The 13,064-nt window shown below is 66.3% G+C and carries 10 protein-coding genes; 5 read left to right on the top strand and 5 right to left on the bottom strand.

Going from position 1 to position 13,064, the window contains the following annotated elements:
- Positions 1–61: 61 nt before the first annotated feature.
- The 4 genes from IG178_RS15615 (at position 62) to ispF (ending at position 3,568) form a co-directional block, all read left to right on the top strand.
- Positions 62–1,591: a tetratricopeptide repeat protein gene (locus IG178_RS15615; RefSeq protein WP_193213499.1), complete on the top strand. Its 1,530-nt coding sequence runs from the start codon at positions 62–64 to the stop codon at positions 1,589–1,591.
- Between the two features lie 26 nt (positions 1,592–1,617).
- The gene (locus tag IG178_RS15610; protein ID WP_193213498.1) at positions 1,618–2,265 is read left to right on the top strand and encodes a phosphopantothenoylcysteine decarboxylase domain-containing protein; all 648 of its coding nucleotides are present in this window, start codon (positions 1,618–1,620) and stop codon (positions 2,263–2,265) included.
- 72 nt (positions 2,266–2,337) lie between these two features.
- The gene (locus IG178_RS15605; protein ID WP_193213497.1) at positions 2,338–3,087 is read left to right on the top strand and encodes an inositol monophosphatase family protein; all 750 of its coding nucleotides are present in this window, start codon (positions 2,338–2,340) and stop codon (positions 3,085–3,087) included.
- Positions 3,088–3,103: 16 nt separating this feature from the next.
- Positions 3,104–3,568, top strand: coding sequence for a 2-C-methyl-D-erythritol 2,4-cyclodiphosphate synthase (ispF, locus tag IG178_RS15600; protein ID WP_193213496.1), 465 nt, complete (start codon positions 3,104–3,106; stop codon positions 3,566–3,568).
- Between the two features lie 2 nt (positions 3,569–3,570).
- Here ispF and IG178_RS15595 read toward each other — a convergent pair whose 3' ends face one another.
- Complete coding sequence (locus IG178_RS15595; protein ID WP_193213495.1) at positions 3,571–5,886, bottom strand: AI-2E family transporter; 2,316 nt, start codon at positions 5,884–5,886, stop codon at positions 3,571–3,573.
- A 182-nt stretch (positions 5,887–6,068) separates the two neighbouring features.
- Here IG178_RS15595 and IG178_RS15590 point away from each other — a divergent pair, with 182 nt between their 5' ends.
- Positions 6,069–6,335 carry a hypothetical protein gene (locus tag IG178_RS15590; RefSeq protein ID WP_193213494.1) on the top strand — a complete coding sequence of 89 codons (267 nt, stop codon included), beginning with the start codon at positions 6,069–6,071 and terminating at the stop codon, positions 6,333–6,335.
- A 1-nt stretch (position 6,336) separates the two neighbouring features.
- Here the strand turns inward: IG178_RS15590 and IG178_RS15585 are convergent, their stop codons facing one another.
- The 4 genes from IG178_RS15585 to IG178_RS15570 all read right to left on the bottom strand — a co-directional run bounded on the left by IG178_RS15585 (position 6,337) and on the right by IG178_RS15570 (position 13,021).
- The gene (locus tag IG178_RS15585) at positions 6,337–7,068 is read right to left on the bottom strand and encodes an HAD-IB family hydrolase (RefSeq protein WP_193213493.1); all 732 of its coding nucleotides are present in this window, start codon (positions 7,066–7,068) and stop codon (positions 6,337–6,339) included.
- 52 nt (positions 7,069–7,120) lie between these two features.
- Positions 7,121–8,425, bottom strand: a complete 1,305-nt coding sequence (locus tag IG178_RS15580) for a DUF1501 domain-containing protein (RefSeq protein WP_193213492.1) — start codon at positions 8,423–8,425, stop codon at positions 7,121–7,123.
- Between the two features lie 33 nt (positions 8,426–8,458).
- Positions 8,459–10,009 carry a DUF1800 domain-containing protein gene (locus IG178_RS15575; RefSeq protein ID WP_193213491.1) on the bottom strand — a complete coding sequence of 517 codons (1,551 nt, stop codon included), beginning with the start codon at positions 10,007–10,009 and terminating at the stop codon, positions 8,459–8,461.
- A gap of 63 nt (positions 10,010–10,072) precedes the next feature.
- The gene (locus IG178_RS15570) at positions 10,073–13,021 is read right to left on the bottom strand and encodes a c-type cytochrome (RefSeq protein WP_193213490.1); all 2,949 of its coding nucleotides are present in this window, start codon (positions 13,019–13,021) and stop codon (positions 10,073–10,075) included.
- Between the last annotated feature and the right edge of the window lie 43 nt (positions 13,022–13,064).

Here is a 13,064-nt window from a genome sequence, read left to right as displayed (position 1 = left end):
GCAGCAGGAACCGCGGTTCTTTCCGCTTTGCTCCGGCGGCGACTGCCCTTTAATCCCCGGCATGAACGCAAGAACCCTCCTGCTCGCCTTTTCCCTGGCCACCGTCGTGGCGGCCCCAGCCGCGGTCAATCTGGGCACGGACGACCCGGTTGCCATTCCCGGTGCCGGCGAGGGACCGGCGAAGGCCGCGCTCGATGCCTTCCGCGAGGGTCGCCACTCGATCGGGGTCGATCTCGCCAAGCCGCTCGCCGAAAAGGGCAATGCCGATGCCTTGTTCCTGCTCGGCTTCGCCGCGGAGACCGGGCAAGGCATGACCGCCTCGCGCGACCTGGCGCTTGATTACTACAAGAAGTCGTCGGCCGCCGGCCACAAGGACGCGACCTACCGCCGCGCCCTGATCCTGCTGAATTCCAAGGAAGAGAAGGACCGCCAGGAAGCGCGGCTGGATCTCGAGGCCGCCGCCAAGAAGGACCCGGCCAATGCCGGCCGCATCCTCGGCGAAGCCTGGCTGCGCGGGCTGCTCAGCGAGAAGCCCGACCCCGACAAGGCGGTGGAGTGGTGGCAGAAGGCATCGGAGTCCGGCGACACGCCCTCGATCCTGCTGCTCGCCCGCTTCTTCGAGGGCGCCTTCGGTGCGACCGACAAGGCCGATCCGAAGCGCTCGATCGAACTCTACCGGAAGGCCGCCGATCTCGGCGATGCCACCGCTTTCATCCCGCTCGGATCCCGCCTGCTCAACGGCGGTGAGGAATTCCGCGACGAAAAGGCGGGCCGCGAGTGGCTCGCCAAGGCGATCGAAGCGAAGCAATACGGCGCCTACCTCGCCCTCGGTGACTTCGAGGAGAACGTCAAGAAGGACGACGCCGCGGCCTTCGCGGATTACCAGAAAGGGGCCGAAGAGAAGCAGCCGGACTGCATGCTGCGGCTCGCCGGTTTCCACTTCGCCGGCCGGGCGACGGAGAAGAGCGAGGAGAAGGGTCGCGAATGGCTGGCCAAGGCCGCCGAAGCCGGCAGCGCCCCGGCCGCCTTCGAAATGGCGTCGCGCATCTCGAAGGACGAGAAGCCGGATGTTTTCAAGGCCTACAAGTACCTGCTCTCCGCCGCCAACGCGGGGATGCCGATCGCCCAGAACGAGCTCGGGCTGCTCTACGTTTCCGGCAACCTCGGCCTGAGCGATCCCTCCGCCGGAGCCGCTTGGTTCACGGTTGCCGCCAAGGCCGGCTTCGCCGCCGCCCAGAACAACCTGGCCACCCTCTACGAACGCGGCATGGGGATGCCGGTCGACTACAACAACGCCGGCCAGCTCTACTCGCTGGCCGCCAACCAGGGTCACGCCGCGGCCACCACCGGGCTCGCCCGGTTGCATGCCAACGGCCTCGGGACCGGGCAGGATCTGGTCAAGGCCTGGGCGCTTGCCTCGCTGGCCGTCGAGCGAGGCGACGAGGAGGCCAAGGTCATGCTTGGCGACCTGACCACGCGCCTCGACAGCGACCAGATTGCCAAGGCGAAGAAGGAACTCGAGGAGCTCAAGAAGCCGGACTCGGAAAAACCGGACACAGCAGACCCGGCCGAAGGGAAAGCAGAGGATTGATCACCGGCTCCCCCGCTCCGTCCGCCATGAAGCTGCTTGTCACCGCCGGCCCGACCCGCGAGCCGCTGGACCCGGTCCGCTACCTGACCAACCGCTCGTCGGGCAAGATGGGCTATGCCATGGCGGACGCCCTGGCCCGCGCCGGCCACTCGGTGCTGCTGGTTTCCGGACCGACTCGGCTGGAGGTCCCCGACGGTGTCGATTTCCTCCCGGTCGAGACCGCCGCCGAAATGTTCGACGCCGTGAGACGCCACATCGGCCGCATGGACGCCGCCGTGTTCGCAGCCGCGGTGGCCGACTACCGCCCGGCCGCGGCTGCCAGTCAAAAAATCAAGAAGACCGGCGAAACCCTCGTCCTCGAGCTGGTTCGCAACCCCGACATCCTCGGCTCGGTCCGCGACGAGTTCGGCTTCAACGGTACGCTCGTCGGCTTCGCCGCCGAAACCGAAAACCTCGAGGCCAACGCCCGCGACAAGCTGCAGCGGAAAGGCTGTGACCTCGTCGTCGCCAACGACGTCTCGAAACCCGGCATCGGCTTCGACTCCGACCGCAACGAGGTCCTGCTCGTCTTTCCCGCGCACAGCGAGGTCCTGCCGGAGGATGAGAAACACCACCTCGCCCCGCGGATCGTCCGCGAAATCGAGCGGCTGGCCGCCGAGCGGGCGTCCGCCTGACGCGGCTCCGACCGGGGCCGTCGCAGCCAGATTGCTGTTGGCACATTTCGCCGCCGTCCCCACTCTCCCCGCGTGACCGACCTCGAACTCACCGTCCACGCCGCGCTGGAAGCCGGCAAACTGCTCAAGGCCCATTTCGGCCAGGAGGCCGCCGTCGACGAAGCGACCCACCACGACATCAAGCTGGCGCTCGACAAGGAGTCCCAGAACCTGATCGAAGGCATCCTCCTCGGCGCCCGGCCCGATGACGCTTTCTACGGCGAGGAAGGTCTCGGCGGCAACCAGGAGTCGGAGCGCCAGTGGATCGTCGACCCGATCGACGGCACCGTGAACTTCTACTACGGCATCCCTCATTTCTGCGTGTCCATCGCCCTGCGGGTGGCCGGCGAAGTGGTCGTCGGCGTGATCCACGACCCGATCGTCGGCGAGACCTGGACCGTCGAGAAGGGCGGCGTGCCGATGCTCGACGGCCGCCCGATCTCGGTCAGCCCCCGGACCAAGCTCGAGGAGTGCGCCCTTTTCGTCGGCTGCGGCAAGGACGAGGAAGCCCTCCGCACCGGGCTCGAACGTTTCCGCAAGGCCTCGCTCCGCGCCCGCAAGATGCGCATGATGGGCAGCGCGGCGCTCGGCATGGCCTACATCGCCACCGGCCGGCTGGACGCCTACATCGAGTCGCGCATCTCGCTGTGGGACATCGCCGCGGGCAAGCTGCTGGTGGAAGCCGCCGGCGGCAAGGTCGAGCTCGAGCCTTCGCCCGACAGCCCCGACGCCTGGGCCATCGTTGCCACCAACGGCAAGATCCCGATCGAGGAGATCCTCTAACAAACTTCACGGAGCCATGGTCGGATTCGGTTACGACGTACATCAGTTCGCGGAGGGCCGCCCGCTGATCCTCGGCGGCGTGGAGATTCCCCACAGCCACGGCCTTGCCGGTCACTCGGATGCGGACGTGCTGTGCCACGCCATCGCCGATGCGGTCCTGGGCGCGCTCGGCTTGCCGGACATCGGCCACTACTTCCCGCCGGGCGACCCGGCTTGCCTCAACATCAATTCGCTCAAGATCCTCGAAAAAGCCGCCGCGCTGTGCACCGAACAGGGCTTCGAGCTGGTCAACGTCGACAGCACACTGGTCGCCGAGGCCCCCAAGGTCCTGCCGCACCGCGAGGCGATGAAGGCGAACATCGGCCGGGCGCTCGGGCTCGATCCGGCCCGGGTCGGCATCAAGGCGACGACCAACGAGACCATGGGCTTTGTCGGCCGCCGCGAGGGCATCGCCGCGATGGCGGTCGCGCAAGTCCGTTAGACTCACGCCACCGCCGCCGAGATCCGTTGGATCTCCTCGCCGATCTCGAGCGCGGTCGCCTCGAGCATGCGCTTTTCCTGCGGCGTGAATCCGCGCGGCGAGGTCCCCATGATGCAGAGGACCCCAAGGGCCTGGCCGTTGGCCGCACGCACCGGGGTTCCGGCGTAGAAGCGGATGCCGTGGGTCTCGAGCAGTGGCAGTCCCTGGAAACGGCGGTCGCGGCCGAGATCCCGCACCACCAGGGTTTCGTTGGCCGCCACCACGTGGTTGCAGGCGGACAAGTCCCGCGCCATCCGGCCGTGCTCGGCGAGGCCCTCGGGCAAGCCGACCGCCGCCTTGAACCAGAGGAACTCGCGGTCGAGCAGCGTGATTGCCGCGATCCGGGCGCCGAAAACGCGGCTCAACTTCGCGGTCATGTGGTCCAGCACCGGCTCCGGCTCGTCGTTCGCGAGTTCGAGCCCCTCCAGCGTCTGCAGCCGGAGTTCCTCGTCTTCGGGTCGCGGCGCCGGGCCGAGTTGTCCGTCGGGTCCCGCGGCGACCCGGTTCGCGTAGGCAGCCAGCTCCCCGATGCGGGTGAAGACCGCCAGCGCCCCGGCTTCGCGCAAGCCCGCGATGTCGTCCTCGAGTTCCTCGTCGTCGCGCCCCCACAAGCCGACTACCACCTGCTGCCCGGGCAGCACCTTGTGAATCCGCTGCAGCAGGTTCCGGGCGTGGACCGGCCGCGACGGCGCCACCACGGAGATGCACACCAGGTCGGGGAGATCGCGTTCCAGCAGGGCGATCATCTCCCCCGCCCCCTTGCCCGCCGAAGCATGGTCCGCGGTCATGCCGTGGCTGCGGACAATCTGAGACGCCATCGCCCCCGCCAGGTCGTCCCGTGTCGCCCGGGAGGCGAGGAACTGAAGGCGAAAGCCTGCGGTTTCACCCGGCTCCGCGGCGACATTCCTCTCGCCGAGATCGGCCACCAGCTCATCGATCGCATCCAGCGTCGACTTGAGCTGCTCGCGGTCGATCGCGGCGGTGGCATGATCCTCCTCCGCCGCGATGGTCACGGGAATGAGCACCGAATCGTAAAACTCCACCAGCGGCCGGTTCTCGAGGAAGTCTTCCGCAAACTCCACTTCATCGTCTTCCCCTTCCCGCAGCAGGCGGTGGTAGCAATCCTCCGCCGGCGTCAACGCTTCTTCCTCGCCGAGGACCACGCTCAGGAAGGAGAGCTGCGGGATGTGGCGGCCCATCACCACCAGGCACACCGTGAACGGCGTCGACAGCACCAGCCCCACCGGTCCCCACATCCAGGTCCAGAACACCGCAGAAACGATCAGCGCGATCGACGAGACACCGGTGCTCGCGCCGTAGAGCCAGGGTTCCAGCACGTTGTTGCTGACCAATTCCAGCACGATGAACAAGCCGACCACCTGCAGGGGCATGACCCATGACGGGGAGACGGCGAGAGAAAGAACGCACGGGAACATCGCCGCAATCCATGGCCCGATGTAAGGGATGAACCTCAACACCGCCGCGAGCGCTCCCCACAGCACCGCGTTGGGAATGCCGATGAAGTAGAGGCCGATGGCCAGCGGAATGCCGTAGGTCACGTTCACCACCAGCTGCATCAACAGGTAGCGGCGCACCCGCTTGCCGGCGTCGTCAAGGGCCTTGGTCGTCGCACTGATCCGGCCTTGGCCGACCAGCCGGATGAGGCGACCGCGGAGGTCCTCCCGTTTCAGCAGCATGAAGGCGGACAACAGGAACACCAGCGACGCCGTGCCCAGCGGGCCGAGCACCGGAGACGCCATGTCGCGGAGCCTCTCCCAGATGCTGCCGGAATCATCCGTGACCCGGATCGGCTCCCTTTGCTTCCGGCTGGCCGGCTCTTCCGGATCCCGGCCCGGCAGCTCCTTTTCCAGGTCCTCCACCGTCTCGGAGATCTTGTCCAAGGTCCCCTTCCCCGGCGACTGCAGCGAACGCAGCTTCGCCCGGATGTTCTCCTTGTACGACGGAAGTTGCTCGGCAAAGTCGATCGTCTGGGACCCGAGCGACCATCCCAGGCCGATCGCGGACCCGAGCACCAGCGACATCGCCACGCCCACCGCGGCGATGTTTCCAATCCACCGGCTCAGCCGGCTGACCAGCGGCGCCAGCAGGAAGGTGATCAACGACGCCAGCGCCAGCGGGATCAGCACGTCCCTGCCGAAATAGAATCCCGCCAACAATGCCGAGCTCAGCACCACGGCCCAAATGGCCGTGAGCGTCGAGGCGGCGGAACGGTTGCGCTGGGCGAAGCGCAGGGAACTTGGGTGAGGAGGGCGTGGCATGGCGGATGGAAGTGACTCCTTTCGCAGGAATTGCGCCGGGGCTGTAAACCGTGTCGTTCCGTCATGCCACCGCTCCCCGCCGTGATCATTTGCACCCTGCACGATCGCTCGTGTTGCATTCTGCATAGCACGGTCGGCAGCTTTCCTTGCATCCCCTGCCCCCCCTCGCTAGCAAGTCCGGCGTGGCACATTCCAAACCGGATCGCCCTTACCTGGTGAGCTGGTTGCGGCGCACGCGCAAGCAGCTCGCCGCCAGCGGAAGGCTGACCGAACTCGCCTTGATCCTGTCGCGGCAGCACGGCGACACGCGGGAAAATTGGAGTTCCCTGATCCGCTCGATCCTCGACGAGGAGACCACCCCGTCGCTCGACCTGCTGACCCAGATCGACGCGGTGCTGGCCAAACCGGTGAAGCCCGGTCCGGCCGACGAGCAAGGCGACCTGCTCTGATTCAGACCCCGGCCACCCGGCGCAGCACCTCGACCACCTGGCCGGACTTCCCTTTCCACGGCTTGGCGGGCCGCACGATTTCCCAGCCGAACTTGCGGCCGATCACACTCAGGGCTTCGGAGGGGTTCACCAGCGTGTTCTCGCAGCAAACGTCGAGCATCGGCAGGTCGGCCGTGCTGTCGGAGTAGCCGTGGCTGCGCGGCCAGGTCCCGTCCGGTGCGCCGAGGATCTTCGACAGCCGTCGTACTTTCTCGCCGCCCTTGTGATTGGTCAGGTCGGGCAACAGCGGCATCGTCCCGCCGAACTCGACCGGCGTGCCCAGTGCCAGGTCGAAGCCGAGCACCCGCCCGACCTCCTTGACGTAGAACTCGGGGCTGGCCGACGCCAGCACGGTCAAATGGCCGGCGTCCCGGTGCCGTTGCAGCCGCTCCAAAAGTTCCGGATAACAACGTCCCGGGAAGAAGTCCGCGACGAAGTCCTTCACCCACGCCTCGATCTGAACCCGGTCCGCCTTCCACAAGTAGCTGAGGAAGACCCGCTTCATGCCCTCGTCGCCGAGGATCTTGGCGGCCGGCGCGAAAGCCGCGAAAAACATCAGGTAGAGCCGCCGCCAACCTTCGCGCTTCAGCACGTGATCGCAGAACAGCATCTGGGTGTCCCAGGCGATCAGGGTCCCGTCGAGGTCGAAAAGCCCGAGTCCCCGATCGAACTTGGCGCGGAATTCATCAGTCACGGCGCAGCGTTGAACGCCGGGCCGGCCTGCGCAATTTTGAAAATCCCGTCCCTCACCCGAAGATTCCCAGCTTCTTGAAATCGCCGCGCAGCACCGGCCGGGACGGCGTCTTCAGCCAATCCTCGAGAACCGTCGCGTAGACACCGCGGAAGTCGACCGCGTGCTTGAGGTCGCCCTTGTCGAGGTCGGTCAGGCTCGGAGCGGTCCCGTAGAGGCCGCCTTTCACGCCTTCGCCGAGGATAAACTGGCAGGAGGCCCGGCCATGGTCGGTCCCGGCGCTGGCGTTCTCGGCCACCCGGCGGCCGAACTCGGAGAAGGTCATCAGGGTTACGCGGCCGGCGTTGCCCTGCTGCTTGAGGTCGGTGAAAAACGACTTCAAGGCGCTGTCGAGCTGGCCGAGCAGGCGGTCGTGGGAATTCTCCTGCCGGTTGTGGGTGTCGAACCCGCCATGGCTCACGTAGTAAACGCGGGTCGGCATCCCGCCGGCGATCAGGCGCGACACCATGTTCAGGCTGCGCGCGATCGGCGTCCCTTCGTATTTCACGTTGGTGCGGTGCTTGGCCGCGAGCTCGAGCACCTTGGCCGAACTGACCCGGGCGTCCATCGCCACGCGCTCGAGGAACGCGAGATTGTCCTCGCCGTCGATCCCGCCCGTCTTTCCGCCCGCCGGCATCCCGATCGAAGCGCCGTCCACCGGAGCATCACCGTCTTCCGGCGAATTCAGCGACGCGAAGAACTCTTCCGCCTGCGCCTTTTCCCCGCCGCCATGGATCCAGCGGTAGAGGTCGGGCGAGCTGAGACAGACCCCGGGGTTCTTCAGCGCGCCGAAGGCCTCCGGCTGGGTCTTGTTCAGGCTGATCCCGACCGTCGGGTCGGCGCCCGGGCAGGCATTGTCGAAATAGCGGCCGATCCAGCCGGTGTTCGAGCGGTTCTCGATGTCCGCCGTTTCCCAGATCGAGGTCGAGACGAAGTGCGAGCGGTTGGGATTGGGATAGCCGACACCCTGGACCACGCCGAGATTACCCTCCTTGAACAGGCCGCCGAGGAACGGCATCGATCCGTTCAGGCCGACATGATCGTCGAGCTTGATCAGGTCCTTCGCCTTCTTCGCCAGCCGTGGCCGCGCCTTGTGGTAGGCATCGTCGGCGTAGGGAACCAAGGTGTTGAGACCGTCGTTCCCGCCGGCAAGCTGGAGCACCACCAGGATCGACCCGTCCTTGCCGGTGACGGCCTGGGTCGCGAGGTCACGGGCCCCGAGGTGGAGATCGGCGAATGTTCGTTCGACGAACATCGGCACGGTCCACGTGGCCGATGCACCGAGGACGGTGGAGCGGAGGAATTCGCGTCGCGTTTTCATGGCAGAAGGATTGGAGGTGGGTCGGAAGCAGGGTCAGGCGAGTTGATACTGCGGGGTGCTGAGCATCAGGTGGCACAGTTCAGCGGTTTCCTGGTTGGTGAAGATGGCGCCCTTCTTCGAGCGGGCATACTCGACGAAGGTCCCGCGCTCCCTGGCACCGAGCGGAGCCTGGAAGAAGCGGAACACCAGGGCATCGACCAGCGATTCGGGATCCTCGCGCAGCGGCCGCGGGGCGATCTTCTCGTAGTCCGGCCCCTGCCAGGTGCGCGTCGCACGCTCCATGATCGCGGCCTTGCGCATCGCCTGGCGGTCTCCGGCCATGTCCATCATCATCGAGTCATCCTTCTCGTCCGCAGCCGACGACGACGGCAGCGACCCCTTGGTCACGAAGCCCGCGACGTTGTATCGCGACAGCAGGGTGTTGGTGTTGATCCATGCCTTGCCCCAGTCCCAGCCGGCCACGTTCGGGGGCATGAACAGGACCTGGCCGAGCTCCTGTTGCGAGATCGCGGTCTTGCCGACCGGCGGGCTGTCGAGTTCCAGCTCCTTCAGCATTTGCACGAGGTACTGGATCGGGCACTTGATCTGGTTGCGGATGACATTCCCGCGATAGAAGGCCTTCGAAAGGAAGATCTCGCGCAGCAACGGCTCGACCTCGAAGTTCGCCTTCCGGAACGACGCGGCGAGGGCCTCGATTCCCTCTTCGGGCGGATTCTCCTCGACGAAGAACTCCCAGAGTTTCGCCGGGATCAGCCGGGACGCGGCGCTTTGCTCGAAGAGCAGGTCGATTACCTGCGGGCCGTCGAATCGGGCGGTCGTGCCGAAGATCGTCTTCTTGCCCTCGTCCCATTGGCGCCGGTTGACGGTGACCTTGCCGGTCGCGCGGTTGATCTGGTAGCCGGTGAAGGCCCGGGCAGCCTCCTGGATGTCCTGCTCGGTGTAGTTGCCTTCTCCCAGGGTAAAGAGCTCCATCACCTCGCGGGCGAAGTTCTCGTTCGGCTTGCCCTTCTTCGAGGTCTGCGTGTCGAGGTAGAGCATCATCGCCGGATCCTTGACGATCTCATGGGTGAGCTCCTTGAACGATCCCGTTGCATGGCGGCGGAACAGGTCGTTTTGCCGCATCAGCAGCACCGGCTGTTTCACCTTCTGGAGCGATGTCGCGAAATGGTCGTGCCAGAACAAGGTCATCTTTTCCCGCAGCGGGGCCTTGGTCGCCAACATCCGCCGGAACCACCAGCCCTGTCCTTCGATGCCGCGCTGCCGGTTCGTCCGCTGGACCTTTTGCTGGAGCTCGCGCCGGGCCTGCTCCGCTGCTTCCGGGGTCAGGTCACGGGTGTCGCGGCGCGCTTCGCGGAGTTCGCGAAGCATCGCCTGCTGGTCCGCAACGGCCTTGCCCGGCTCCGCCCACTCCGGCCACGGGAAGGCGTCGATCGGCTCGGCGGGCACCAGCAGCGACTCCACCGCCTGCCGGCGGCCGAGCGCGTGGAGTTGCTTGATTTCGTCCGGCGATCCACCGAAGCCCGCGCGGCGCAGCAGGTGCGCGGCTTCAAAGATCGTCCAATCGTCGGGTGCGGCGGGATGCATGATGGAAGGTCCGGGTTACCCCGGGGAAACCTTCCGAACCGCTTCCGGTTGCGGAGTTCCGGCTTACTTCCCCAACAAGTAGGCGAGCAGGTCCTTCAGCTCGTCCTCGTTGAGCCGGTTGATCAGGCCCGGCGGCATCGGTGAAACCGGGGACGGCGACTTGCCTTTGACCTGATTGCTCTCGATCTCGACGGTCTGGCTGAAGTCGAAGGGATTGGTCGCGATGATCCAGTGCTTGTCCTTCTCATCGACAAGCTTGCCGGAAATCACGGTGCCGTCGGTCTTGGTGATGAGGTCGAAGGCGAACTGGTCGGAAATCACCTTGCTGGGATCGATGATCGCCTCCGCCAGGTCGCGAACGCTGAAGCGTCCCCCGAGGGCGGTGAGGTCGGGACCCGCGGAACCGCCGGCTCCGGCGAAGCGGTGGCAGGCCGCGCACAAGCTGGCCTCGAACATCTTCCTGCCCTCGGTCTTTTTCCGCCCTTCCAGGCCCGGTCCGTCGAGTTGGCTCACTTCGTCCACCGTCCAGTTGCGCCCGGGGCCCTTGGGTTGGGGGAGATTTGCCATGCTGCCGACGGACGTCAGAGGGTCGAGTTTGGCGATCCACTCGCGCTCCCCGGGCGTACATGTTGCCAGCGTTTCCTTGCGGAGATCGGCGATGAACGGGGCGTAGCTGTTGCCGCCGCTGCTTTGCAGGAGCTTCCCGAACCAGGCGAAGAAGCGCTTCCGCTCGTCCTGCGTCCAGGGGCCCTTCACCACCCGCAGGCAGTAGACGTAGTGGATGACCTGCGCCGGCGGCAGGTTGGCGATCATTTCCCTTACCGTCTTGCCGTAGTTCGCGTTGCGCTCGGCCAGGGACAACCAATCCGGCGCGGGCGTGGGGCCGGCGGTGTCCATCAGATCGAGCGTGCGCCCGACCACGCCCGGCGCCTGGAGGTAGCAGAGCATCCGGCAAAGCTCGCGGTCGAGATCCGGATCGCCGGAAGGATAGGCGGCGTCGATCCTCGACAAGATCCCGTCACGTTCCTGCGGCGACGGTTCGCCGTGACGAATGAAAACCAGCCCGCAGGCACGCAGCGCGTTGATCCGCTGATGGTTGTCCAGGCTGGAGAAATCGAGCCGACCCAGCGCCGACAGCATCGTCTCGCGGTAGTGCCCGCCGCCGGTGCGGGCGAGGGCCATGACGCCGCCGATGACCCGCCAGGGATCGTTTTCGGCTCCCAGCTTCGCGGCAATCCCGGCGGTATCGCCCGCCTCAAGGGCGACCCGGCCCTCAAAGCGGCGAACCCGGTCGGGCGATCCCAGCGCTTCCCAAGCCCCCGCCCGATCCATCAACTCCAGGGCTTTGCCAGCATAGCCGGCCGGCTCCACCGGCGCGCTCCCGGTGTAGGTCACGCGCCAGAGCGCCGAGTCCGTCCGGCGCCCGCCGGTCAGGAAGTACATCGCCCCGTCATGGCCGACGACCGCATCGGTGAGCGGCAAGCCGGTGCCTGCCACCAGTTCCTCGCGCTCCGCCCGGTAGCCGGCACCGTCGGGAACCAGATGGATCGCGTGGATCGTGGCGTAGGTCCAGTCGAGGGCGTAGATCGCCTTCTGGTATTTTTCCGGAAACTTCGCGCCTCGCCCCGAGATCACCCCTGTCGGCGAGCCGGGACCGATGTCGAGCAGCGGAGGCATACTATCTTCGTAGTAAGCCGGCCACTTGCCGGTGCCGTTGCGCCAGCCGAATTCCGCGCCCGGCACCACCTGGCAGATCCGGGTCGGCCGGTACCAGGGCATCCCCAGATCCCATTCCATGTCGGAATCGTAGGTGAACAGGTCGCCGGCCGTGTTGAACGCGAGCCCGTAGGCATTGCGGAAGCCGGTTGCAACGAGCTGCCAATCCGAGCCGTCCGGCTTGAAGCGCACGACGAATCCACCGGGGGCCATCCGGTCGCGGGCGTGCCCCCGCCCGTCCGGCCGGCGCGGCAGCAACTGGTCCTCGCCCCAGTTGCGCGACACCAGGCTTGAATCAAGCTCGGCCAGATCGGTGTGGTTTCCCGCCACGAAGTAGATCCACCGGCCGTCCGGGGATGCGGCAAAACCGTGCGGACCGTGTTCGCCCCGCCCGCGGAAAGCCTTCATCAATTCCGGCTTGTCCGGTTCACCGTCGCCGTTGCTGTCGATCACCCGCCAGACACCGCTTTGGTCCGATCCCTCGTTGACCGAAACATAGAGCACCCCCTGATGCCACAGCAGGCCGTGGGCACCCTTCAATGGCACCGGCAAAGGCTCCACCGAGGTCCCGCCACCGCCGGCAAGCGCCGGTGTCACCCGGTAGAGCCCCCCGTATTGGTCCGAGCAAATCAACCGTCCCGCCCCATCGACCGTCATCGCAACCCAGGATCCCCGGTCCTTGGCCACGCGCATGATCCGCTCCAAGCGGAAACCCGGAGCCACCTTGAAATCGTCCGTCACCTCTTCCGGGCCCTCGGCCGCGGCGTGCTCGGCTAGGATCACCGGTCCCCACGGCTTGTCGCCCATCTTGCCGACCACGGCCACCGGCTTCCAGCCGACCGGCTGGAAATCCGGCAATTGCCATCCGTCACCCGCTTCCCGGCTGCATTGCCATTCCCCCTCCGTCACCACATGAAAGCTGCTCCCGTCCTTGAGGGTGGCACGCAGGCGCAGGGCCAGGCCGGCGGAGCCCCCGGCGTTCCGCCCTTCGACGGCGATCAGGTTCCGGCCGGGCTTCAACAGGCGGGTGATCTCGTAGTTCTGCGCGATGTCCCAGTCCCAGCCGACTCCCAGATCGTTGCCGTTGATCCAAAGTTGATTCCAATTGTCACAGGTCAGGGTGACCACGGCTTCTTCCAGCCCGGGCGGCAGCTCGAACTCCCGCCGGAAGAACACCCGCTCCTCCGGCTTCGCCTTCGACTCGCTCCAGATCCACCGGATAACGGGTTCCCCGCCGGGAGCCAGCTCCATCAAGGCCGTGAAAAGAAACAGGAGAATTGCAAGGAACCGTTGCATGAGCGGGCCATACGGCACCCGATCCCGGCGATTTTCAACAACA

Source organism: Neoluteolibacter marinus (assembly GCF_014904755.1).
GTDB lineage: Bacteria > Verrucomicrobiota > Verrucomicrobiia > Verrucomicrobiales > Akkermansiaceae > Haloferula > Haloferula marina.
This window is presented reverse-complemented; position numbering and strand designations above follow the sequence as displayed.

Excerpts from the sequence above, each read along its gene's own strand:
- IG178_RS15615 (WP_193213499.1), top strand. The coding sequence starts at position 62 with ATGAACGCAAGAACCCTCCTGCTCGCCTTTTCCCTGGCCACCGTCGTG.
- IG178_RS15610 (WP_193213498.1), top strand. The coding sequence starts at position 1,618 with ATGAAGCTGCTTGTCACCGCCGGCCCGACCCGCGAGCCGCTGGACCCG.
- ispF (WP_193213496.1), top strand. The coding sequence starts at position 3,104 with ATGGTCGGATTCGGTTACGACGTACATCAGTTCGCGGAGGGCCGCCCG.
- IG178_RS15595 (WP_193213495.1), bottom strand. The coding sequence starts at position 5,886 with ATGCCACGCCCTCCTCACCCAAGTTCCCTGCGCTTCGCCCAGCGCAAC.
- IG178_RS15580 (WP_193213492.1), bottom strand. The coding sequence starts at position 8,425 with ATGAAAACGCGACGCGAATTCCTCCGCTCCACCGTCCTCGGTGCATCG.
- IG178_RS15575 (WP_193213491.1), bottom strand. The coding sequence starts at position 10,009 with ATGCATCCCGCCGCACCCGACGATTGGACGATCTTTGAAGCCGCGCAC.
- IG178_RS15570 (WP_193213490.1), bottom strand. The coding sequence starts at position 13,021 with ATGCAACGGTTCCTTGCAATTCTCCTGTTTCTTTTCACGGCCTTGATG.